Consider the following 24,452-nt stretch of genomic DNA (forward strand, 5'->3'; position numbering starts at 1 on the left):
CATGTCGCCTGAACGCATCATCGAGATTACCCCGGAAGCACCGGCCCTCATCACGTCGCTGAGAGGCCTGGGTTACTCGCCTGAAACGGCGCTCGCCGATCTGATCGACAACAGCATCACCGCGCAGGCTCGCTCCGTCGAGATTGACCTCCAATGGAATGACGGAACGCCAGTCGTCGCAATTCTGGACGACGGCAAAGGCATAGATGAAAAGCGCCTCGCCCAGGCACTGAAACTCGGCGGACAGGGGCCCGACACTCCCCGTGGGGCATCCGACCTCGGCCGGTTCGGCATGGGGCTCAAGACCGCCTCTCTCTCGCAGTGTCGTCGAATGACCGTCATCACCAAGGCCGACGCGACCCTTAGTGCCGTCATACTTGATGTCGACACGATCGCCACGCGTGGCTGGATCGCGATCGTACCCGATCCGCTTCCGACACATCCGTTCGTGGCGGAACTCGCGCAGCGCCCGACCGGCACCCTCATCATCTGGGACCGGATCGACGAACTGAGCGGTCTCGCGGGGCTCCAGAAAGAAGCTTTCTATCTGCGTATCGAAGAAATCAGGGCGCATCTCGGCATGATCTTTCACCGCTTCATCGGCGGTGATGCGTCGCGCCTTTCAATCACGCTCAACAGACGCGCAATCAAGGCGTGGGACCCCTTCCAGACAACACACCCTTCAACGCAGGAGATGCCCTCCGAACGCATTCGCCACGCGGGGACGTCGTTCACTGTCAAACCCTATGTGCTTCCTCACCGCGACCGCTTCGAAAACGATCGGGACTATGAACTCGCAGGCGGCCCTGGTGGCTGGGGCGCACGGCAGGGCTTTTACGTTTATCGCGGCAAGCGCCTGCTTGTCGCAGGAAGCTGGCTGGGTCTCGGCGGCGTTCGAATCTGGACGCGCGACGAAGCGAGCCGCCTCGCTCGCATCGAAGTCGACCTGCCCACCGGGCTTGATCGCGACTGGCGAATTGATGTGCGCAAGTCCCAGGCGCGTCCACCCGGAGCACTACGTGCCCGACTGACTGCCATCGCAGGACGCTCCCGCGAAGAAGCTCGAGAAGTGTTCGCTTTCCGCGGCCATGGTCCCCATCATCGCGGCGCGCGCCACGACGTACCCGCAGTCTGGCTGGCTGTGCCGAGTGCCAAAGGCATTCAGTACCGCATCAATCGGGATCATCCCGTTGTTGCCGCATGTCGTGCGGCCGCGACCGGCGGATTGCGCCCGCTTAACGCCGTACTGTCGATCATCGAGCGCAGCGTTCCCGTGGAACGCATCTGGCTCGACGTGTCGGAATCTGAAGGCGCCGAAGTCCCTGCTCTTGACGCAGAAGATATTGCTCAGCTGACTGAGCCGCTCGTCGAACTCGGCAAGGCTCTGCCTGCCAGCATGACGACAGACCAGCGCATCGATGCACTTCTGCTCAATCTTCCGGGAGACCTGACACAGCTGCGAACGGAACTGACAAGAAGACTGGGGGGTCGGCATGGCTGATGTTGTCGAGGCTCTCGCTCTGAGAGCGCGGAAAATTCTGCAGATTCAAAGGGACGTCGGCGACGAGATCACGCGCGAAAGCATCGCGAAGATCATCGGCCTGGATGCGCCCATCTTCAGCCTGACCACGAAGCAGATCATCTCCCCCGAACAGCTTGAGGCGGCAACGCGCCTGCTCTGGACTATCTTTGTCACCGAACAAGGGCCAGCGCTCTCGCTGATCGACACATTACGACCGGCCGCCTGGTATGTTGGCGAGCGACGCCAGCCGGGAGATTTCATGCGGCGCTACCTTAACAAGCTTGAGGAAGACGGATGGCCAGAAGAATCCATTCTGCAGCTTCAGGACAGCACTGCGAGAATTCTTGAAGTAATGGACGATCCCAAGCGGCCCGGCAGCTGGGACTGGCGCGGTCTTGTCGTGGGTGACGTGCAATCAGGAAAGACGGCTAGCTATGCTGGCGTCGTAAACCGCGCTGCAGATGCTGGCTACCGGATCATCATCGTCCTCGCCGGCATGCATAAGATTCTGCGCCTGCAGACGCAGAAGCGCTTCGACAATGACTTTCTGGGTTACGATACCAATCCGAAAACCCGACAGCCCCACCAGCCCATGCGCATCATCGGCGTCGGTAATTTCAACTCGCAGCTGACAGTCGACAGCCTGACGATGGCTGACCCGAACGGAGACTTCAGCCAGCGCATCGCCGACCAGCTGAGCTTCTCTCCCGTCAACCAGCCTTGCGTGTTCGTCGTCAAGAAGAACGCAAAGGTGCTGGAAAACCTCAACGGTTGGATTTCGCGTCTGCCCGGGCCTGCGAAAGCTGCCCCAGTGCTCGTCATCGACGATGAATCCGACCAGGCGTCAGTCGATACGGGCGACCAGCCGCTCCTGGAGGACGGGACGTTTAAGGAAGAATACGAGCCCAAACGGGTCAACGGTGAAATCCGTCGCCTGCTGATGTCCTTCGAGCGCCGCGTCTACGTGGGTTACACGGCGACCCCGTTTGCAAACATTTTCATCCATGACGAACGATCGGCGAAGAATTTCGGCCCCGACCTCTTCCCCTCGACCTTCATCGTTTCGCTCACGCCGCCCGATGACTATTTCGGCCCAGCCGCGGTTTTCGGTACAAACGATGATGCGGACAATCTTGGTCTGCCTCTGGTCCGGCCGCTTGAGCAGACCGAAGAAAACTGGATACCGGAAACGCACAACAAGACGCTCAAGCCTCTGTTCAACGGCCAGGATGTCATTCCGAGAAGCCTGGAGCGGGCAATCGACGCCTTCCTGCTCACCTGCGCGGCACGCGCCGCCAGAGGGCAGGAAACCGAACACAACTCGATGCTTGTGCATGTGTCGCGGTACGTCGACGTTCATTCCGAGGTTCACCGACAGGTAGAAAAGTACCTGTTCGAAACGCGCGCCATGATTTCCAACGGCGACCGCGAAACACTCCAGCGCCTCAAGTCGGTGTGGCAACTCGACTACCTGCCGACGACCGAAAAAGTCAGAACAACGGTCTACGGGCGTAATACCTTGCCCGTGACCTGGGAACAGGTTCTGACTGAGCTTCCTGAAAGCACGGACAAGATCCAGGTCATCACGGCCAACGGCAAGACGAAGGCCGACATTGACTATGATGCCTACAAGAAAACTGGTTACTCCGTCATCGCCGTCGGCGGTGACAAGCTTTCTCGGGGACTTACGCTCGAAGGGCTCTCAGTCAGCTATTTCCTGCGCATTTCGCGCCAATATGACAGCCTTCTGCAGATGGGGCGCTGGTTCGGCTATCGCCGCGGGTTCGCCGATCTGTGTCGGCTCTTTACGAGCGCAGACATGGAAGACTGGTTCCGATACGTAGCGACCGCGCAGAAGGAACTGCGGGGCCAGTTCTATGAGATGTCCATCACGAACGCGACGCCGAAGCAGTTCGGCCTCAAGGTCGCGGTGCATGACATTCTCGAAGTCACCGCGAAGAACAAGCAGCGTCACGCCGAACTTCACCAGAGTAGCTACGCCGGTGAGGGCAAGGTTCAGACGGTTATGTTCCAGGACGCAACGACCATTGAGCGTAACGCCTCTGTGACCGATGACTTCCTCGTCGCACTAGGTTCCGGAATGGAAAATCCACGCCGTCCGGGACCGGGTAACAAGACGGCCTCGGGCACACTGTGGACGGGCATTTCGGGCCAGGACATTGCTGCCTACCTTAGAAACCTGACTTTCCCCCCGGAAAGCCACCAAGTCGACGGCAAGAAGCTGGCGAGCTACATTAGCGATCAGCTGGCGATGAACCCCGCCGAGCTTACAGACTGGAGTGTCTACCTCGCCACTGGCGATCAAGAGCCCGTTGATCTCGGTGACCGCCGCATCAAGTGTATCCTGCGTTCACCCCGGGAATCCAGAAACGGCAAGCCTATGCCCGGCGACCGTTTCATCATCGGAACCGCCCTCAGCCCGCTCGATCAGGCCATCGATCTTACCGATGAGGAATTCGATTCTGCGTTGACTATGACCAACAACGAACGGCTGACACGCACCAAGCTGCCGACGGATGTCCCCTCTGGCGAATTCATCCGCAAAGCCCGCGGTGCGCGGCCGCAGAACGGCCTACTGATCATCTATCCCATCGATCCCGTAATGGCAGAGGTCGAAAAGACCCAACGCCCAGTAATCAGCGTTGTTGTCAGCTTCCCGGATAGTGATGCGGCCGACAAACGCGTTTATCTGATCAACAGTGTCCGTCAGCGCGAGGTCTCATGACCGACTGGCTTGTCGCACTGAATAAAGCCTGGGATACGCTCGCAAAAAGCCCGCCAGTCTCACGTCAGTATCGTTCCAAACTGATCTCGACTGAGGTTCCTCTCGATGTCCTGGCCGCAATGCGAGCTACCGACAATGCACCGTGTCTGATGCTGCAGACGGAACTGAGCCAGGACGCGCTCTTCGAACTAGGCGGAATGCGCCTCAGCCTCGTACCCGACACGACTGGCATATTCCTGGTGCTTTCGCTCGAAGACAGTTCCAGACGCGATCTATTCGCAACAATCTGTGCCGACGTGGTCAGTGCTGCAGCACTGGCAAACCGCGCTGACGCACTGGATCAATTTCTCGCACGCCTGGACGCCTGGCGACAGTTCCTCCGAGATCGACGCGACGGTCTCTCAAGATCCGAAACCGTTGGCCTGATCGGAGAACTCATCATTCTCGGTCGGATACTCACATCCCATGCTAACGGCCTCTCGACCTGGCAAGCGCCCAATGATGGATTGCATGACTTCGTAGACGAAGGCCATGCTCTGGAAATCAAGACGGGGCTCGGACCTTCATCGACGATTACAATTTCCGCTCTGGACCAGCTTGATGTCTCCGGCCTCAGCCGCCTCGATCTCATGCATGTCAGGCTGATTGAGACCCCGGAAGGAAAGCCCCTCCGGGATTTCATGTCCGATGTCTCAGCCCGGCTGCCGAATGATACAGGGCGCCGTGCCTTCGAAAATGCGCTTCTCAGTCGTGGCCTGATGCCCGATGACAATGTTGCACGCGCCGTGCCCAAGGTTCAGCTTCGCGCTATCGACAGTTACCAGGTCCAGGAGACCTTCCCACGCTTGGTCCGTGCAAATCTCCCGGTCGCCATTACCGACGCCACCTACTCGCTCGAAGTGCGAGCCATCGCAGGCTTTGCCACCGATACGGCCCTCGTCCTTGAAGCGTTTGTTCAAGGAGACCCGTCATGACAGATGACGTAGTAGCGGCATTCTCACAAGAAATCGCCGCCGAGGTCGAAGAAGGCCTCACGACCGACGCACCCTTCTCCCAGGAGGTATTCACTCGCCTCGTCCTTGAACGACTGGAAGATGCCGGACACCTGGAATCGACGTTTCCGCTCTACCAGGAAGGCCGCGTTAGAAACGCGCTCTATCGGATCGATGGCTACGCCTTTGACGAAGAGCGTTCGCGCCTTGACCTGTTCACGACCATTTACAGTGGTGAGCTTCCGGCAGCGAAGCTGTCGACTGCCGATGTGACAAAGGCCATCGAGCGCGCGCTTCGTTTCGCCAATGCGTGTGTTAACGGCTTGGCAAAGGACTTGGAGCCGTCAAACACAGACGCAAGCGATCTGGCCCGCCTGATCGAAACGCAGGCTAAGGACTTGGCCGTCATTCGCGTGGTCCTGCTCACCGATTGCATCGTCGGCAGTCTGGCCGGCTCAACGCAGTGGCGGGATCGCGAAGTCCTGTTCGAGGCATATGATATCGTCAGGCTTCAGCGCGTCCTCGGTGAAGGCGAAACGCGGGCCGATATCACGGTAGACCTTGTGGCACTTACCGGCGACGGCGTTTCCTGTCTCCATGTGCCCAGCCATGACGGCGGCTATGACGCGTACCTTGCAGTTCTACCCGGTGAGGCCCTTTCAAAAATCTACGAGCGCTACGGTGTGCGCCTGCTCGAACTCAACGTCCGGGCATTTCTCGGCCTTCAGGGCAGGAAGAGCGTCAACGCCGAGCTGCGCCGCACGATCGTCGAACAGCCGTCCATGTTCCTCGCCTTCAATAACGGGATCGTGGCAACAGTCGATGATCTCGAACTCGCCGACAACGGCGCTGGCGGAACAGAAATCACATCCTTGAGGGGACTTCAGATCGTGAATGGCGGCCAGACGACGGCGTCCCTTCACCGCGCGCGCCGCAAGGAAAGTCTCAGCCTCGACAACGTCTCGGTTCCCATCAAGATTATTAAGGTGGGCGGTGCCGACCTCGGCGAAATGGTATCCTCCATTTCCCGGGCCGCCAACCGCCAGAACACCGTGCAACTCGCCGATTTCTCGGCAAACGATCCTTTTCACCAGAACATCGAGACGATCGCCAACAATACGTGGCTCGATGATGGCAAAGGCCGCTGGTTCTACGAGAGGGCTCGCGGCTCCTACATCGCAGCCGAACAGAAAGCGGCCTACCGCAAAACGGAACAGCAGGCCTTCCGCATGCAAACGCCCAAGAACAGGCGTCTCAGCAAGCTGGACGTCGCCCGCTATCTCGCCGCCTGGGATGGACTTCCATACCGGGTCTGCCTTGGTGGCCAGAAGAACTTCCAGCACTTCATGCAGCTACTCAAAGATGAGCCTCAGAGGCCTATCGGCGACGCATGGTTCAAAAGGCTGGTTGCACTGGCGGTACTCTATCGCGCGACCGAGAAGAAGGTCCGAAGCATGAAGTTTCCGGCCTACGGAGCGCAGATCACAGCCTATGTCGTGGCCGGTCTCTCCCACAGAGCCGGGGGCAGGGTCGACTTCAACCGCCTCTGGTCTCGCCAAGCCATCAGCCCGGAGTTGGAACAGCTCATTGAAACCTGGGCCCCGCAAATGGATATCGCCATGCGCGCGTCCGCCGGTCAGAAGAACCCCAGCGAGTGGTACAAGAAGAACGAATGCTGGCAGGAAATTCAGAACCAGCTTCCGCCTCTCGGCGACCCGCTTCCTCCAGAGCTGTCCTATGCCGCGGTGAGCGCTGAAGATGGTTCTATGGTTGCGCCCGTGGGCACGACGCATTCCGTCGCGGACTATGACCGCATAGCTCTGTGCATGAAGCTCAACGGTGCGATCTGGCTCGACGTGGCGGAGAAAGGTCAGAAGGCCGGTGTGGTACACTACCGCGTGGCCGCGATCTGCCGCACACTTGCCAGCTATGCGGCTGGCGGCTGGGGACAGAAGCCATCACCGAAGCAGGCAAAGCCGGCACTTGAAGCTGCGTTCGCTGTCGACCGCGCGGGGGTCGTAGCAACCGGCCTTATCGAGCGGGCCGCTGAAGCCAGTTAGGCTTCTTTGGAAATTCCTCTTCGAGCCATGCCTTGACGGCGGGCAGGCTGCCTCGGCCATTCCTTCGCAACAGCTCCACGATGTCCTTGGCAGATAGGATCAGGATCGGGTGCTGATCTTCCTTGATCTCCTTGTAAGCCTGGAGATCAACGCATGACGTGGTTACCAGAACACCGAACTGCCGGTGCCTCAGACGGGAAATCAGCCGGGACATGTCCTTTACCCCCACAGCGGTCGGCGGCGAGTAACACTTCGCCTCAAGGGCGAAGTCCATAAGGATACCGCTCTGACCGGTACCGACACGCAGCTGGCCTACAGCATCTCGACCTCCGTCACGCGATGGTCGCGTTACGTCTAGGCCCGCGATGTCTGGAATCATCAGTCGCGCAAGTGCAGCGGCACAATGTTCGAAGGCGTGGGGACGGTCCTTGAAATGCTCGCGGACAGCGCCGATCAACGCTTGGCCGTCCTTGTCGTCCGGCAGCTGCTCCGCCCGCGAACGGTACTCCATGGTATGACCCGCGATCAGTGCCTTGCGCTTGCCTGTCTTGCGCCATGTCTTCCAGGCATCGGGAGCAAGCCCGTGATTCGGCTGTTTCGCAACTATGCTGTCGATCCATGCGCGCGACATCTGTGCCGCATCGAGAACCGTGAAACGCGCCCGATAATTTTGGAATCTACTGCCCTTGACGTTGCGCCAGATCGCGACCAGTTCCTCAGAGGCATCAAGATCGCTGGCGCCGGGCACCGCCAATCCGAGAAATCTGACATCGCGCGATACGCCTACGCCTGAAAAAAGGAAGATAGGCGGGACAACGCCTCGTCCTTCGGCGCCCGAGCGAGAATCTTCGAAGATCGTCTTCAGGATCAGGTTGCCGTCGCGCCCGGTGTCGTGCAGGTCGCGCCCCGGCTTCTTATTATCGCCGTAGTAGGTAAAGATGCCCGTCTCGGCATCAAGATCGTCAGGCCAGTCCGCATCGTTCATGCTCGTCATCAGCACGAGCATCTCCAGCTTGCCCTTCACCTTGCCGCGGTAGCGAAAACCGCCCTGACTGTCGACGCGCATGAGCGTAGGTAGCGGATCATCGCCCGCATTGCCTTTGCGGCCGCCCTGGTAGATTGCGTCTACATGCAGATCGGAACTGGATAGCTGATCAACTGGAACGACTTTCACGATTCCCCCTGAAGCGATTTTGGGGGCATTTGCTGCTGAAGTCGAGACGAAGGCCTTGTTGTATTTTCATAACCACTAATGGCGTTTGCTTCGGACGGGCTCTCGTGAACGGAGGCCTTCAATATCCGCCATCCGGCGTCCATCCCTGGCGTGTTGGCGGCGCAGACCTGGAACACTGCCTGAAAGCGTCGTTGGACAACGGAGGACTGCGTGGCCGCAGCGCTCAACGGTCTGGATCAGCAAGAGCCAGTTACAACTCCATCGCTCCACAATGAGGCGCTCTTGCGCGAACACGAGCTGCCTATCATTGAGCGGCAGCTCAGCAGCAGCACAACCACCCAGGTCTGAAATAGGCGCGTTGCCCGTCGGAAGCTTGGGGGCCGCAAACAGTCTGACCGCTTCTGGAGTTGGTAACGCGAATAGCGGAACTTCAAACTGATATGACCAAGATCTTGGATTGGCCAGAGCAGCCTTTAGATAGCGCCTCGACACTAAGTAACCCTACTTCGCTTAGCAACCGATGACGGGCGTTCTGCGAAGCAACCACCAAAGGCGGCTTAGCATATTTTAGACGCCTAGTTTCAATAAGGCGGCATCTAGAACAATGAGCAATTGGGCCGAACTGGCTTCCAGGTCGTCGTTACTTAACGCTACCATATGTTCGGCCCACGCCATTTTCGCATGTGTCTGTACGTCCCCATCCACACAGCTACTATAAAAAATCTGCCATGACGGTTCGATGAGTTCGCTCAGCTTGAGGTCTTCCTCGGCGAGGCGATTGCCAAGGGTATTGCTGAGGAGACCCTTCTTAGGTCGATCAACAAGCCAATTGTTTGCTTTTGCCTCGGCCCAGCGAGACGCTGGCCACATCTCTTCAAAACAAATCGGAAGGTCAACCCCCAATTCGCGCGCAGCTGCAAGATGGCTGGGGACTGGCAGTTGAGTCAAACTCACAAACTTCCAGTTTGCCTGTTCTTCGGCGAATTTTTTGACCGTACGTTCACCTTCTGCATCGGCGTCAACAATCCCAAGGGCTCTAACGCGCTTATCTACAGGCATGTGCTTGGTTCGATATTCCCAAGATCGGAGCATATTCGTCACGTAGTTAGCTCCGGCTCGAGCAGGAGGCTCGGCAACAAATATCAGCGCTGCCTTGGTGGGCCTGAACCTTGCAAGGAGAGCCTTGAAAACCAGATATTCAGTTCCCCCTTCAACGAAGAGCGTGGGCAGGTTATCAGTGTTGAGGGCAGATAATTTATTCCTGAGATCTTCAGACTGGGAAGACGCCTCGGCTAATGCATCTTGAGCCGCTTGAATATGTGGCGCAATAATTGCCATTGCGCCCATGGACTCGTCCAACGATACACTAGCGTCTGCCGCTGAATTGGCTTTAGTTCCAACTGTCGGAGCGGTGTGAGAAATGTGGTAGGCAGTGCACATGCCCGCGTTATCATCATACAAGTGCATGTTGTAGAAGATCGGAGAATGCGTAGTCAAAATCACTTGGGAGAACTCATCCTGGGCAAGCTTCTTGAATGAATCTGCCAAGGCCTGGGCTCTGCGGAACTCTAAATTGTTCTCTGGTTCCTCATAGGCCCAGATGAAGGTCGGTGACAGCCCAGAAGCTTCTCTACTTTTCTCGGCAATGAATTTAAGGATCAACGGAATGTAGCGCGCTTTGATCCCGTCGCCGCGACTGTCGAGTGAAATCGACTTTTCACCGTTTAGGAAATCCAAGCTTTCAAAAATCGACGTGAGGTCGTTTGGGAGCCTGAGCTTTGAACTGTCTTTAAGCTCAAGGGAGATACTTTCCAGAAGGCCCGAAACTGCGTTGCCGATCACGGTCTCAAACTGTCCGCTGCTCTCTCTAACGACGCTTTCAGACGCTTGTGCGATCACTTCAAAAATTCGCCCGCGAAGACTCCGGAAAAAATCGGCTCCGCGTACCGCCGGAACATATTCGAATTGTATTCGGTTAAGGAGTGGAGGAACCCGCGACCGGGTCGAAAGTTCGAACAGCTCCTCAATATAACCACTGCCACGCTTTTTCTTCAGGAAGCGAATGCCTTGCATTTCTGCGCGAGATTGCAAGCCATCCGCCCGCCATCGCTTTCGCCACAAGACCTGCTCGCCATTGTTCTCCCTATAGGATTCTGGGAGTTCCAGTCGTAACTCCACAGCGATTTCGGGCGCCTTTTTCGCTCGTGGCTCAGTGTAACGATTGAAGTCATTCGCAAAACTGAATTGCGTGTTTGGATTAGTTTGGCCATTGAAAAAAAGGTTTAGCGCGCGAAGAACATTGGACTTTCCACTGTCATTGTCTCCGACGATGACCGTCAGGTCCGTCGGATTCATATCGAGTTCTGCGATTGATCGAAAATTTTCGATCTTTATTCGACGTATCTTTGGCATTCGCCCCCCCCCAACAAACCAGACTGTGCGGGCATTCCAAATTCTATGTTTCAGTTAAGCCCCCACCTGCAATAGCACAGCCAGAGCAGGCGTAAACGCTTATGAGAGCGTCAGTTTTACCTTCTTTCCCAATAACACTGTCAGATCACGGTCAATCAGCACTCTTTTCCTCAACCTAGTGATAATCTTTTCGATATCCTCGAGCTTTCCATGCCGATAGCTCGACATGATGCAGCACTTGTCAGTGCGCGTCGCTTTGACAACGACATAGCGCCACGTCCGATCCGCTGACAGCAGCAATGCCAACGTCTGTTTCCCATTGCATGGGTTCTTTATCGCGCTGACGCGCAGGACGGCACGTCGTCGTGTGGCCGTCCTTGCAGCATCGGGCTGGTGAGGCCAGATGGAGCGTCTGGTGTAACTGTGCGATGTCAGCTTTGGGCGAACGATAGGTAGGGCCTCACCGGCCGAGATCAGGCGCAAAGTTGCCGTTCGCTCCGGCGCTGTTTAAGGGCGCGCGAGCGAGCGGGGGCCCAATTTTCGTCCACCCGAAGAACTGCAATCCTGCCAATGTCGGTCCAACGGCATGTTCTAACAAGGATGAGTCCGGAGTCGGTTTCTGCCGAAATCGGCAACTTCCCGGCAAACGATACTGCGTTCGCGGTCCAATCACTTAAAATCCAAGCTCATTTCCACCAAACGACGAATGGCCTCTGATCGAGTAGGCAAGTCCGGTTGTTTGCGACGCCATTCGTCAATCCTGCTCAGCAAGTCTCCTGAGAGGCGCAACTCGAAACGTTCATTTTTTATTTCCGATGGGTTCGGCGTATTTGACAATGTGAATATCCGTAATGTACGGTATGTACGTAAGAGTGGTCACCACTTGCAGCCGAACGACGTGCTCGAACACGTCGCCCGGCTTGACCACAACTCAAGCTGTCTGGAGCTCGGATCATGGCTGATTCCGACAATACCACGACTTTGCCTTTCGTCATCGGTCAGCAGGGCGATGATCCTGATGGCCCGGCACGGCAAGCCATAGATCACGCTTTGAGCCTGTGGAACGAGTGGCAACAAGCTCGATATGCCTCGTTGGTATTGTGTCGGGTGCAGCAGCGTTTGGAGGCACGAATGATGGCCAATACCGGAATTCCGGTATTGACCTCAGGCGAATCCTTGTCATGGCGGATTCCGGTGGCCGCGTCGGAGGCGAGCGCGGAATATGCGGTGGCTCGCGAGGCAGAGGTGTTTGCCATGACCGAGGCACTCAGATTTCAGGATGCTATCCCCAGCATTGCGGCTCTGTCGCTCGCTGGGATCATCGCAAAGCTGGAAATGATTGTTGGCGCCGACCGGGACATCGGCGATCCGACGGATTTCCCATGGCCGCACATTGCGTCCGTATTGCGCGACCTGAAGGCACTTGTGGGCGAGCTGCCAGCCTATCGACCTGACCGCGCCATTACCCGTGCGGAAGTGGAGCGGCATTGGAAAGAGGCCGCGAAACTCGTTGCGGCTTTGGAAGTAGAAGAACTCTGAAAATCAGTAAGTTGGCTTCCATCGTGACCGACGTTTCAAGTGCCGCGTCCATTCTGGCGAGGGCATGGCCGTTCTCGTTTGATGGGTCGCCGGATTAAGCAGGATGCCTAGGGCACGACGAGCGCGATTGAGATTGACTTGGCTAGCCCAAGAGCCCCGAGCCCAAACTCTAGGTTGCCGCTAAGTGAATAGCTTTAGTGATTATGCCGACGGTGATCACGCCAGCCCGGAAACAGCGGCCCTGCCGCGCAACGCGGACAAAACTAACGGCCCACCTTGAGTGCGTCTAGTAAATCTCCCCACTCCTGCATCAGCGTCACCCGCTGCTCCCAATAGGTCGCGCGGTTGTAGGTCCGCCGGATGGCGTTCTTGTCCTGGTGCGCCAGGACAGCTTCAATCACGTCTGGATCGTAGTCGCGGGCGTTGAGGATGGTGCTGGCGGTCACCCGGAAACCATGTGCGGTCACTTCGTCCTTTCCGTAGCCCATACGTCGTAGCGCAGCGTTCATGGCGTTCTCGGAAAGCGGCCGTTTTGTGGAGCGGATCGAAGGAAAGACTAGGCCGCCGTCCTCTGAAAGCTGCCAGACCTCTTCCAAGACCGAAAGCGCCTGTTTGGACAGTGGCACGTCGTGCGGAGCACGCATCTTCATGCGCTCGGCCGGAATATGCCAGACGGCCTTCTTTCGGTCGAACTCGTCGCGCGTGGCGCCCCGTACTTCGCCGGGGCGGACACAGGTGAGGGCAAGAAACTGGAGGGCGGCTTTGATGGTTGGCCAGCCGTCGTATTCGTCGACCGTCATCAGGAGCTTGCCGAACTTCTTTTCATCGGTGATAGCGGCACGACCGTTGACTTTCGGCGGCTGGAGAGCGCCCCGGAGGTGTAGGGTTGGGTCGGCCTCTGCCCGTAAGGTGACAATGGCCAAGCGGAAGACGCTGCCTATTACGCCGCGTAAACGCCGCGCTGTCTCTCTTCGACCACTCCTTTCGATCTTCTGGAGGAGTTGGAAAATTTCGGCTGGAGTGATCTCGTTGATGGGGCGCTTGGCGAGTGGGCCGGCTAGATCTCCCAGGAGCCATTTGGTTTTGGTGATGGTAGCCGCCGCAGCGTCCCGTTCCTCCATCCGCGTGACATACTCCTCCGCGACCAAGGCGAAGGTGGTGCGTGCTTCCGTGATGGCGGCAGTCTTCTCCTCTTTGCGTTTGGTGGAGGGGTTGATGCCGGCGATCAACAGCCTCTTGGCGTCGTCGCGCTTTCCTCTCGCGTCGAGAAGTGACACCAGCGGGTATTTTCCAAAGGAGAGGATATTTTCCTTCTCCAGGTAGCGGTACCGCAGTTGCCAGAGTTTGGAGCCGTTGTTCCGGACGAGGAGATAAAGCCCGTCGCCATCAGCAAGACGAAACGGCTTGTCTTTAGGCTTAGCGTTCTTGCAGGCGAAGTCGGAGAGAGACATGGGTAACGGACCTCCCGGGTAATGGGTAACGCCTAAATCGTTACCCACAAACCGATGCGTTGCAACGGTACGCGGTGGGTCACCATAAACCGCCAAACTAGGCTAAGTCATTGATTTCTATCGAATGGTGAGACGTCGTGGGAAGCGATGGGAAAGTGAAATGGTGCCCAGAGGCGGATTCGAACCACCGACACGCGGATTTTCAGTCCGCTGCTCTACCAACTGAGCTATCTGGGCCTGTTCCGGCAAACGAAAACTCGCAGGCCGGAATTCATCGAGGCGCCGTGGGCGCCCCTTGAAAGCGCGTGGGTTATAGCACGGGAATTCGGCCTGTCCAGCGCCTAGGTGGCGATTTCAGGCAGGAAAAGCGATGCCGTGCGGTGCCCCGGTTTCCATGCTGCTTGCAGGCCGGAATGGCGCACGGCATGGCACGATCCGGCCTTCGCCATTCTTGTCCGTGCCGCTATTGCAGGCTGAAACGCCGTGACATGTCTTTTAGCCGGCGGTCGAGGCGCAGCAATGCTCGCGGCACTGGGCGCCCGCAAGTCGCCATCGCCTATCTGGCGCCGGTCACGCCGCGGCGAAAATCGGAAGGCGACATGCCGGCGAGCTTGCGGAACGACTTGTTGAAGGCGCTGAGCGAGCCGAAACCCGAATCCATGGCGACACGCAGCACATTGGCGTCCTGATGCATCAAAAGCGCCTGCGCATAGCTCAGCCGCAACAGGCTCACATACTCGTTGAGCGTCATGCCGGTGGATTTCTTGAACAGGCTCATGGCGTATTTGGGATGGATGTCGGCCGCCGCGGCGATGTTCACGCAATCGATGTCATAGAGGAAGTTTTCGGCGATGAAATCGCACATGCGTCCGACATTCCGCGACGATTGCTGGTCGAAGGGGCTGCCTGTTTCCTGGTCGGTCGGAGTTGCGGATACCAGCCGATAGGGCTCGAACCGCACTCGCTCCAGCCGCAGCAGCAATTCGTTGACGGCATGTTCGGCCTTGGCCTGGTCGCCGGACCGGGCGTAGCGGTTCCAGCGCTCGAAATTATGGTTGTCGGACTGGTCGGTGGCTGATGTCACCAGTGTTGCGCCCGTCATCAGCCGGTGCCTTATATCCGTGGGCAGGTGCAGCCGGAAGAAATGCACCAGCGGCAGATGCGCTCCGGCATAGATGGCGTCGTCGGACAAATCGTCCATCTGGTGCGGCAGGCCACCCCAGAACAGGCACATCTCGCCGGCCGAAAGCGAAATCTCGTGGTCGTTCATGCGGTAATGCACGCTGCCGCGCACGATGAAATTAACCTCGACTTGGGCGTGCCAATGCGGCTTGAGCATCACCAACGGATTGGTGTGAAACATCTGCAGGAGCAGCGGCAGGCCTTCCACGCTGCTGGCCCCAGGCTGGTAGAACGGCCGTTCAGGCATCTTACTTTCCGCCAATTTCATATTCCCTTTGACGGCGACAGGCCTTGCCCGGTGCATAGTCTAGCCACGCTCACAGTGAGAGAGCAAATGAAATGGGAGGATTTCAATGCGCATCACAATGACCTGCGCCGCGCTCGCGCTTGCCCTGGGCTCAGCCCCGGCCTTCGCGCAATCCGGCGAAATCACCATCTGGAGCTGGAATGTCGCGGCTTCATCGCTGAAAGCGACCATTGCCGGCTTCAACAAGCAATTTCCCGACGTCAAGGTCACGGTCCAGGATCTCGGCAACCAGCCGACTTACGACAAGTCGATCGCCGGCTGCGCCGCCGGCGGCGTCGGGCTGCCTGATGTCGTCACCATCGAGAACGGCGAGGCCGAGAATTACTGGAGCCAGTTCCCCGACTGCTTCGTCGACCTGCATACGCTCGGTTACACAGCCGACGACCAGAAAAAATTCCCCGATTTCAAGCGCACCGAGTTGGAAGTGGGCGACAAGGCCTACGCGATGCCGTGGGATTCCGGCCCGGTGGCCGCCTTTTATCGCCGCGACTTCTACGAAAAGGCCGGCGTCGATCCGGCTTCGATCAAGACCTGGGACGATTTCATCGCCGCCGGCAAGAAAATCCAGTCCGCCAATCCTGGCGTCTCGATGACCAATGCCGATTTCAACGGCGACTCGGAATTCTTCCGCATGATCTCCAACGAACAGGGCTGCGCCTATTTCTCCGAGGACGGACAATCGATCACGGTCAACCAGCCCAAATGCGTCGATGCCATGACCAAGGTCAAGGAGATGAAGGACGCCGGCATCATCTCGTCGGCCGACTGGGGCACCAAGATCACCAACAACACCGCCGGCACCGTCGCCACCCAGATCTATGGCGGCTGGTATGAGGGCACCATTCGCACCGAATCTGCCGGCGAAAACGGCAAATGGGGCGTCTATCTGATGCCGAGCCTCACCGCCGACGGGCCGCGCGCCGCCAATCTCGGCGGGTCCTCGCTGGCCATCACCTCGGCTTCCAAGAACAAGGAGGCTGCCTACGCCTATCTGAAATACACGCTCGGAACCAATGAAGGCCAGATCACGATGCTGAAGGAGTTCGGCCTGGTACCGTCCCTGGTCTCGGCGCTCGACGATCCCTATGTCGCGCAAGGCTTGTCTTACTGGGGCGGCCAGGCGGTATGGAAGGACATTCTCGGCACCTTGCCGAAAGTTGTTCCGAGCCGCGGCACGCAGTTCCAGAGCGACGCCGAAATCATCGTCCGCGCCGTGCAGACCAAGTATCTGGCCGGCGGCTATCCGGACGCCAAGGCGGCGCTCGACGATGCCGCAAGCCAGATCGCGGCGGCGACCGGACTGCCCGTCAAATCTTGATCACCGCTTCTCCTTCTCCCCTTGTGGGAGAAGGTGGATCGGCGCGATAGCGCCGAGACGGATGACGGGTGCTCCAGCGGAGTGAGACGTTTGCGTTCCCCGGAACACCCCCTCATCCGTCGCCTTCGGCGACACCTTCTCCCACAAGGGGAGAAGGGAAGACCCAGGCGACGGCGTGAAACAACAAGCGGTAGAAGGAGGAGCAAGATGCGCAATCGTAACGCCACGGCCTATCGCTTCCTCACGCCCTATCTGCTGATCTTCGCGATCTTCTGGGTGTGGCCGATCATCAGCTCCTTCATGATTTCCTTCCAGGCGACGCGCACCGTGCCGTGGCGGTTCGCGCCGAGCTTCAACTGGGGCCGGTTGATCGGCGATCCGGCCTTCTTCAACGCCCTGAAGAACACGCTGCTCATCCTGGTCATCCAGGTGCCGGTGATGATCTCGCTGGCGCTCGTCATGGCGGTGCTGTTGAACTCGCCGCTCTTGAAGGCGCGTGGCCTCTACCGCTTCGCCTTCTTCGCCCCGGTCGTGGTCGGCGAGGTTGCCTATTCGGCGGTGTTCCGGCTGATGTTCAACCTCGATTTCGGCATCATCAACAAGCTCCTGAACAGCGTCGGCCTGCCCAAGATCGACTGGTTCTCCAACGTCGCGCCGGCGATGGCGCTGATCATGATCGCGGTGACCTGGCGCTGGGCCGGTTACAACGCCATCATCCTGCTCGCCGGCATGCAGTCCATTCCCGAAGACGTCTACGAGGCGGCGACGCTCGACCGCGTCAGCAAGCTCAAGCAGTTCTTCTACATCACGCTGCCGCTGCTGAAGCCGGTCATCGTGTTCTGTCTCGTGCTGTCGATCATCGGCACCATGCAGCTGTTCACCGAGCCCTTCCTGATCACCGAGCGCGGCGGGCCGGGCGGCGGCACGGAGACGCTTGGCCTGCTGCTTTACCGCCAGGGCTTTCGGTCGCTCAACTTCGGCTACGCCTCGGCCGTCGCCTACACCATGGCCGGGCTGGCGATCGCCATCACGCTGGCGCAGCTGTGGCTGACGAGGGAACCGAAATGAGTTCGCGCTCCTCCGCCAGGCTGGGACGCAGCATCGCTCTGCATCTGTTCCTGACGCCGCTGGCGCTGATCTGGCTGTTTCCGCTGTGGATGATGGTGGTGTTCTCGACCATGCCCGACAACGGCATCTTCAGCCCCGGCATCGAGCTTTTGCCGCACGGCAATTTCATCGACAATTTCAACAATCTGCAGCGCGACACGAACTTCGTCGGCGCCATCGGCATTTCGGTCTCGGTGGCGGTGACCTACACCATCCTGTCGGTGCTGCTGACGTCGATGGCCGGCTGGGCGCTGGCCCGATACCAGTTCTTCGGCAAGGGCGCGGTTGTCGCCATCATACTGGGCACCATAACGCTGCCCTATGCGGTCGTGCTGATCCCGCAGTTCATCATGGTGGCGCGCGACTTCAAGCTCGCCAACACCTGGGTGGCGCTGATCGTTCCGCCGCTGTTCAATTCGCTCGGCGTGCTGTTCATGCGGCAGAGTTTTTCGATGATGCCGGACGACCTCTTCGATGCGGCGCGCGTCGAGGGCGTGAAGGAGTGGCGCATCTTCCTCTTTGTCGCGCTGCCTTTGGCGCGGCCGATGCTGGCCGCACTCGCCATCATCCTGTTCCTCGCCTCCTGGAACAATTATCTGTGGCCGCTTTTGATCAACAGCCAGCCTGGTTCGATGACGGCGCCGGTGGCGCTCGGCACGCTGATCGGCCTCACCAAGGTGTCATGGGGCGGCATCATGGCGGGCGCCGTAATGCTGACGGTGCCGATGCTGGTCGTCTTCGTGCTGCTGCAGCGCCATTTCATCGCCGGCATTGCCGCCGGCGCGGTCAAGTAAGGGGCAGCATGGCAACGGTCACGCTCACCAATGTCGTCAAGCGCTTCGGCGTCTTCGAGGTTGTCCATGGCGCCAGCATGGACATCAAGGACGGCGAGTTCGTCGTCTTCGTCGGCCCCTCCGGCTGCGGAAAATCGACGCTGCTCAGGATGATCGCCGGGCTCGAGGACATCAGCGGCGGCGAAATCGCCATCGACGGCAAGGTGGTCAATGATGTCGAGGCGGCCGACCGCGGCATCGCCATGGTGTTCCAGTCCTACGCGCTGTATCCGCATATGAGCGTCGAACAGAACCTCTCTTTCGGCCTGCGCATGACCGGCAATCCAAAAGCCGACACCGAACGGCGGGTGAAACGGGCGGCCGAGATCCTGCGCATCAGCGAACTGATGGACAGACGCCCGAAAAAACTCTCAGGCGGTCAGCGCCAGCGCGTCGCCATCGGCCGCGCCATCGTGCGCGAACCGCAGGTGTTCCTGTTCGATGAGCCGCTCTCCAATCTGGACGCCGAATTGCGCGTCCAGATGCGCGTCGAGATCTCCCGGCTCCACAAGGAACTGGGCACGACAATGATCTATGTCACCCACGACCAGACCGAGGCGATGACGCTCGCCGACAGGATCGTCGTGATGCGCGCCGGCCATATCGAGCAGATCGGCCGGCCACTCGATCTCTACGACAACCCCGACAATCAGTTCGTCGCCGGCTTTGTCGGCTCGCCGAAGATGAATTTCATCAAAGGCCGGGTTGTCGGGCACGATGCACCTGGCGTCGTGGTCGAACTGGCGGGCCAGGAGAAGACCCGCATCACGCAACCGCTGACTGGCACTGCGCCCGAAATAGGCAGCCCAAAAATCGGCAGCAAGGTCATTGTCGGTGTGCGGCCCGAACATTTCGGCAATGCCGGAGAAGGCGACGCCGACCTTGTGGTTGCCATCGACGTGATCGAGCACCTGGGCGGCACAAGTTTCCTCTATGCCAGAACGGCCAACGGTGACGACGTGGTGATCCAGCGCGACGCGGCAAAGGTCCCTGACACGTCCGAGATCACCGTTTCCATCCGCAAATCCTACCTGTTCGACGAAAAAGGACTGCGGCTGCGCTGACCGCCAGCCCTTTCCAGCCTTCAAGGAGAATGACAATGACCGCAACCACGCCCATTCGCTGGGGCATTCTCGGCCCGGGCAGCATCGCCCAGTCCTTTGCCGGTGGCGTGGCCGCTTCGGACACCGGCAAGCTGGTCGCCATCGGCGCACGCAATCCCGCCAAGCCGGGGCTTGCCGAGCGTTTTCCCGGTGCCCGTATCCTCGACGGCTACGACGCGCTGCTCGCCGACCCCGACATCGACGCCGTCTACATTTCGATACCGCATCCAGGCCATGCGCAATGGGCGATCAAGGCGGCCGAGGCCGGAAAGCATGTGCTGTGCGAAAAGCCGCTGGCGCTGACCGCCTTCGAGGCCGACGCCATGATGCATGCCGCGCGCAAGGCCGGCACATTCCTCGGCGAAGCCTTCATGTACCGGTTGCACCCGCAGACCAAGAAGCTGGTGGATCTGATCAGGTCCGGCGTCATCGGCGAGATCAGGATGATCAAGTCGAGCTTCGGTTTCGCCATGCCGGGCTTCATGCCGCAGCACCGGCTCTATGCCAACGATCTCGCCGGCGGCGGTATTCTCGATGTCGGCGGCTATCCCGTCTCGATGGTCCGGCTGATTGCCGGTGCGGCCGTCGGAAAGCCCTTCAGCGAGCCAGACAAGGTGGTCGGCACCGCCCATCTGGGCCAGTCCGGCGTCGACGAATGGGCCTCCGCGCTGCTGCATTTCCCCGGTGGCATTGTCGCTGAAGTCTCCTGCAGCATCTCGCTCAGCCAGGACAATGTCCTGCGCATCCTGGGCACTAAGGGCCGCATCGAAGTGCCGGACTTCTGGTTCGCCGGCGGCAACCGCGATGTCGGTCTCGGCCGGATAGACGTCATCGCCTCCGATGGTACGCGCCAGACCATCAGCGTCGACGAGAAGCGCCATGTGTATTCCTTCGAGGTCGACGCAGCCGGCGAGGCGATCCTCGCCGGCGGCCAAGAATTCGCCTGGCCGGGCATGGCGTGGGCGGAAAGCCTCGGCACCTTGCGTGTGCTGGACAAATGGCGGGCGGCAGCCGGCCTCGAATACGGGATCGAGAAGGCCGAGCAACGCACCAACACCATCTCCGGCCGGCCGCTGCTGTCCGGCGGCACGGCGGTCGCCAAGCGCACCATTCCTGGCCTGTCGAAACCGGCATCGGTGGTGGCGCTCGGCTTCGAGGATTTCCGTACGTTTTCCTCAGGTTCGATCCTGCTCGATGCCTTTTTCGAGGCCGGCGGCAATCTCTTCGATACCGGCTATGTCTATGGCGGCGGCTATACCGAGAAGCTGCTTGGCGAATGGTTGAAAAACCGTGGCGTGCGCGCGCAATCGGTGGTCATCGCCAAGGGCGCGCACTCGCCGCTGTGCTATCCCGATGTGATCGGCAAGCAGCTCGACCAGACGCTCGAACGCCTGCAGACCGATCATGTCGATGTCTACTTCATGCACCGCGACAATCCGGATGTGCCGGTCGGCGAATTCGTCGATGCGATGGATCGCGAGGTCAAGGCCGGCCGCATCCGCGGCCCGTTCGGCGGTTCGAACTGGACGATGGAACGCATGGATGAGGCAACTGCCTACGCCGAACGCACCGGCAAGCAAAAGCCCGGTGCGCTGTCCAACAATTTCTCGCTGGCCGAAATGCTGGAGCCGATCTGGGCTGGCTGCGTCACGTCCTCCACGGATGTCTGGAAGGCCTGGCTGACATCCAGGCAGATGCCGAATTTCGCCTGGTCGAGCCAGGGGCGCGGCTTCTTCACCGATCGGGCGGGTCGCGACAAGCAAGACAATGAGGAGCTGGTGCGGGTCTGGTACTCCGAGCGGAATTTCGGCCGCCGCGACCGGGCGATCGAACTTGCCGCGAGACTGGGTAAGAGCCCGATCCATATTGCGCTGGCCTATGTGCTCGCTCAGCCCTTCCCCTCCATCCCGCTGATCGGGCCACGCACGTTGGATGAACTGGACGACAGCCTGCGCGCTCTCGACATCACGCTTTCGCAAGCCGATCTCGAATGGCTGGACGGCGGCAGCCTGCGCGCTGCCTAGTTGGCTGCCTGTTTAACCGTGGCGGCGTCAGGCCTCGTCATCGAACGCCCTGACGCCGCGCCTGGCCGGAGTCCGCAAATTCGCGTACATGCCTGTGGTGCGGAACTGGCTCGGTGTGATGCCGTAGCAGCGGCGGAAGACCTTTGAAAAATAGTTCGCTTCCTCGAAGCCGCATAGGATGGCGACCTCCTTCACCGGCAAAAAATCCGCTTTGGTCAGCAGCTTCGCCGCGCGTTGCAGGCGCTGCTGCAGCACGAACTCGGCCGGAGGCAGGCCTTCGCTCTCGGCGAGACAGCGTGAGAAATGGGCTCGGCTGAGGCCGCTGATCTGGACCAGGTCCGCCACCGGCAGCGGCTTGTCGAGATTGGCGTTGATGTGATCGATGACCGGCTGCATGGCGCTTAGTTTTTCGGCGAAGGCATGGGAACCGAAGACATCGTCATAGAGCGCCATCGCAGCCTCGTAGGCTATCGCGGAAGCAGCACCCGGCGAAGCGGCGCCTTTGATCAGGCGCAAGCTGCAATCGGCAAGATGATCGATTGTCGCCGGCTGCAGCCGAAATACAGGACCCGAGACGCTGAGGATCGACTTGTGGATGCGCAGCGCTTCCTCGCCGTTCATCGAAATCCAGAAATATTCCCAGCGCTCATCTCCAGCCAGCCAGTAGCGGTGGTTGTGCGGCACCAGCACCAGCAATGTGTCGTTCTTCTGCAAGCGGTAGTTGCGGTTTTCGTAGCGCAGCCGGCCAGTCCCGCTGATCGTGTGCTGGAGCACGGTGAACGGTGTCTGACCGCGCTTGCGGCCGTCCCAGTCGTAGATTTCGTCCTCGCGCACTTCGTAGCCCGTGCTCGTCGGCATGGCGTGCAGGCGCTGGCGGCCGCGCGGCAGCGAGATCGTGCGCATGGACTGTCCGTGTTCTATCAAATCATGCAGCACAAAATTACCCCTGAAAGCATAATCCTTCTCTGGTCGCGCTCGCGAATAAGCGCATAATCCCCATCGAAAAGCGAGAGAGATCCGCAGTCAAGGAGCGGACAGGGAGGTTGGCGAGCCGGATTCCGGCTTGTCCTGCATACATGTCGCGGCATGTGGCTACAGCCTCCATTGTCATTCCTTGCCTGCAATTCGAAATGGAATGAGGTGCGGCTGATGAGTTTCAAAATCGCTATCATCGGTGCCGGCAGCGTCGGCTTCACCAAGAAATTGTTCACCGACATCCTGTGCGTGCCCGAATTCAAGGACATCGAATTCGCGCTGACCGACGTCAGCGAGCACAATCTTCAGATGATCAAGGCGATCCTCGATAGGATCGTCGAGGCGAACAGGTTGCCGACCAGGGTGACGGCGACCACAGACCGCCGCAAGGCGCTCGAAGGCGCTCGCTACGTCATCAGCTGCGTGCGGGTCGGCGGCCTCGAAGCCTACGCCGACGATATCCGCATTCCCTTGAAATACGGCATCGACCAGTGCGTCGGCGATACGATCTGCGCTGGCGGCATTCTCTATGGCCAGCGCAACATTCCGGTGATCCTGGATTTCTGCAAGGACATACGCGAGGTCGCCGAGACGAACGTCAAATTCCTGAACTACGCCAACCCGATGGCGATGAACACCTGGGCGGCGATCGAATACGGCAAGGTCGACACTGTCGGGCTCTGTCACGGCGTCCAGCACGGCGCCGAACAGATCGCCGAGGTGCTTGGCGCGAAGTCCACGCAGGAGCTCGACTATGTCTGTTCCGGCATCAACCACCAGACCTGGTTCATCGACCTGCGCCTCAACGGCCGCCCCATTGGCAAGGATGAACTGGTGGCCGCTTTCGAGGCGCATCCGGTCTATTCCAGGCAGGAGAAGCTGCGCATCGACGTCCTGAAGCGCTTCGGCGTCTATTCGACCGAAAGCAACGGCCATCTTTCCGAATATCTGCCCTGGTACCGCAAGCGTCCCGACGAGATCACGCGCTGGATCGATATGTCCGACTGGATTCACGGCGAGACCGGCGGCTATCTCCGCTACTCCACCGAAACCCGCAACTGGTTCGAGACGGAATATCCGCAGTTCCTCGAAGCGGCGTCCAAGCCGATCGACCGCGAGAAACGCTCCAACGAGCATGCCAGCCACATATTGGAGGCGCTGGAGACCAACCGGATCTATCGCGGCCACTTCAACGTCAAGAACAATGGGGTGATCACCAACCTGCCGCAGGATGCCATCATCGAGTCGCCGGGCTTCGTCGACCGTTTCGGCATCAACATGGCCGCCGGCATCACGTTGCCGGAGGCCTGCGCCGCCACCTGCATCGCTTCGATCAACGTCCAGCGCATGTCGGTGCATGCCGCGATATCGGGCGACATCGATCTTCTGAAGCTCGCCGTGCTGCATGACCCGTTGGTCGGCGCGGTTTCGACGCCGGAGGAGGTTTGGCAGATGGTCGACGAAATGGTCGTCGCCCAGGCAGCCTGGCTGCCGCAATACGCCCATGCGGTTCCGGCCGCCAGGGAGCGGCTGTCGACATCCAAGGTGAAGACCCGCGAGTGGGCGGGCGCCGCACGGCGCAGCGTTCGCTCGATCGAGGAATTGCGCGCCGAAAAAGCCGCGCTGAAGCAAGCCGGCTGAAACGGGCCGGCTGAAACGGGCCGGCTGGAAATTCATGCGGTGATGGTGGATCCATGGGAGGCGGAT

The 24,452-nt window shown here is 59.4% G+C and carries 16 protein-coding genes and 1 tRNA gene; 11 read left to right on the forward strand and 6 right to left on the reverse strand.

Annotated elements, in window-relative coordinates; all coding sequences use genetic code 11:
• Position 1 precedes the first annotated feature (1 nt).
• The 4 genes from LB519_RS03195 to LB519_RS03210 are packed head-to-tail and all read left to right on the forward strand — an operon-like array spanning position 2 to position 7,320.
• Positions 2 to 1,501, forward strand: a complete 1,500-nt coding sequence (locus LB519_RS03195; RefSeq protein WP_224618642.1) for an ATP-binding protein — start codon at positions 2 to 4, stop codon at positions 1,499 to 1,501.
• Positions 1,494 to 4,268, forward strand: a complete 2,775-nt coding sequence (locus LB519_RS03200; RefSeq protein WP_224618644.1) for a Z1 domain-containing protein — start codon at positions 1,494 to 1,496, stop codon at positions 4,266 to 4,268. Before LB519_RS03195 ends, LB519_RS03200 begins: the two co-directional genes overlap by 8 nt.
• A complete protein-coding gene (locus LB519_RS03205; RefSeq protein WP_224618645.1) occupies positions 4,265 to 5,242 on the forward strand; it encodes a PD-(D/E)XK motif protein in 978 nt (325 codons plus the stop codon). Before LB519_RS03200 ends, LB519_RS03205 begins: the two co-directional genes overlap by 4 nt.
• Positions 5,239 to 7,320: an AIPR family protein gene (locus LB519_RS03210; protein ID WP_224618647.1), complete on the forward strand. Its 2,082-nt coding sequence runs from the start codon at positions 5,239 to 5,241 to the stop codon at positions 7,318 to 7,320. Before LB519_RS03205 ends, LB519_RS03210 begins: the two co-directional genes overlap by 4 nt.
• On the opposite strand, the gene LB519_RS03215 is transcribed toward LB519_RS03210, so the two are convergent.
• Together LB519_RS03215 and LB519_RS03220 are read right to left on the reverse strand one after the other, a co-directional pair.
• Positions 7,292 to 8,494 (reverse strand): restriction endonuclease, encoded by a 1,203-nt coding sequence (locus tag LB519_RS03215; RefSeq protein WP_224618649.1) that lies wholly within the window; start codon positions 8,492 to 8,494, stop codon positions 7,292 to 7,294. The genes LB519_RS03210 and LB519_RS03215 overlap by 29 nt on opposite strands.
• Before the next feature lie 567 nt (positions 8,495 to 9,061).
• The gene (locus tag LB519_RS03220; protein WP_224618650.1) at positions 9,062 to 10,906 is read right to left on the reverse strand and encodes an ATP-dependent nuclease; all 1,845 of its coding nucleotides are present in this window, start codon (positions 10,904 to 10,906) and stop codon (positions 9,062 to 9,064) included.
• 954 nt (positions 10,907 to 11,860) lie between these two features.
• On the opposite strand from LB519_RS03220, the gene LB519_RS03225 reads away from it, so the two are divergent.
• On the forward strand, positions 11,861 to 12,445 hold the full coding sequence (locus LB519_RS03225) for a hypothetical protein (RefSeq protein ID WP_224618652.1): 585 nt from the start codon (positions 11,861 to 11,863) through the stop codon (positions 12,443 to 12,445).
• Between the two features lie 263 nt (positions 12,446 to 12,708).
• Here LB519_RS03225 and LB519_RS03230 read toward each other — a convergent pair whose 3' ends face one another.
• The 3 genes from LB519_RS03230 to LB519_RS03240 all read right to left on the reverse strand — a co-directional run bounded on the left by LB519_RS03230 (position 12,709) and on the right by LB519_RS03240 (position 15,346).
• Complete coding sequence (locus tag LB519_RS03230) at positions 12,709 to 13,896, reverse strand: tyrosine-type recombinase/integrase (RefSeq protein ID WP_224618664.1); 1,188 nt, start codon at positions 13,894 to 13,896, stop codon at positions 12,709 to 12,711.
• Between the two features lie 161 nt (positions 13,897 to 14,057).
• Positions 14,058 to 14,133 (reverse strand) — tRNA-Phe (locus tag LB519_RS03235).
• Between the two features lie 319 nt (positions 14,134 to 14,452).
• A complete protein-coding gene (locus tag LB519_RS03240; RefSeq protein WP_224618666.1) occupies positions 14,453 to 15,346 on the reverse strand; it encodes a helix-turn-helix domain-containing protein in 894 nt (297 codons plus the stop codon).
• A gap of 85 nt (positions 15,347 to 15,431) precedes the next feature.
• On the opposite strand from LB519_RS03240, the gene LB519_RS03245 reads away from it, so the two are divergent.
• From LB519_RS03245 to LB519_RS03265, 5 genes are all read left to right on the forward strand, one after another.
• Entirely contained in the window at positions 15,432 to 16,703 is a 1,272-nt protein-coding gene (locus LB519_RS03245; RefSeq protein ID WP_224618668.1) for an extracellular solute-binding protein, read from the forward strand.
• Positions 16,704 to 16,910: 207 nt separating this feature from the next.
• On the forward strand, positions 16,911 to 17,771 hold the full coding sequence (locus LB519_RS03250; protein ID WP_027163430.1) for a carbohydrate ABC transporter permease: 861 nt from the start codon (positions 16,911 to 16,913) through the stop codon (positions 17,769 to 17,771).
• Positions 17,768 to 18,604, forward strand: a complete 837-nt coding sequence (locus LB519_RS03255) for a carbohydrate ABC transporter permease (RefSeq protein WP_013530185.1) — start codon at positions 17,768 to 17,770, stop codon at positions 18,602 to 18,604. Before LB519_RS03250 ends, LB519_RS03255 begins: the two co-directional genes overlap by 4 nt.
• An 8-nt stretch (positions 18,605 to 18,612) precedes the next feature.
• Complete coding sequence (locus LB519_RS03260) at positions 18,613 to 19,707, forward strand: ABC transporter ATP-binding protein (protein WP_224618671.1); 1,095 nt, start codon at positions 18,613 to 18,615, stop codon at positions 19,705 to 19,707.
• A 35-nt stretch (positions 19,708 to 19,742) separates the two neighbouring features.
• Positions 19,743 to 21,770 (forward strand): aldo/keto reductase, encoded by a 2,028-nt coding sequence (locus LB519_RS03265; RefSeq protein ID WP_224618673.1) that lies wholly within the window; start codon positions 19,743 to 19,745, stop codon positions 21,768 to 21,770.
• A gap of 27 nt (positions 21,771 to 21,797) precedes the next feature.
• Here LB519_RS03265 and LB519_RS03270 read toward each other — a convergent pair whose 3' ends face one another.
• A complete protein-coding gene (locus LB519_RS03270) occupies positions 21,798 to 22,673 on the reverse strand; it encodes an AraC family transcriptional regulator (protein ID WP_224618674.1) in 876 nt (291 codons plus the stop codon).
• A gap of 246 nt (positions 22,674 to 22,919) precedes the next feature.
• On the opposite strand from LB519_RS03270, the gene LB519_RS03275 reads away from it, so the two are divergent.
• Entirely contained in the window at positions 22,920 to 24,386 is a 1,467-nt protein-coding gene (locus LB519_RS03275) for an alpha-glucosidase/alpha-galactosidase (RefSeq protein ID WP_224618675.1), read from the forward strand.
• Positions 24,387 to 24,452: the final 66 nt, after the last annotated feature.

This window comes from Mesorhizobium sp. AD1-1, from assembly GCF_020164655.1.
Taxonomy (GTDB): Bacteria; Pseudomonadota; Alphaproteobacteria; order Rhizobiales; family Rhizobiaceae; genus Mesorhizobium; species Mesorhizobium ciceri.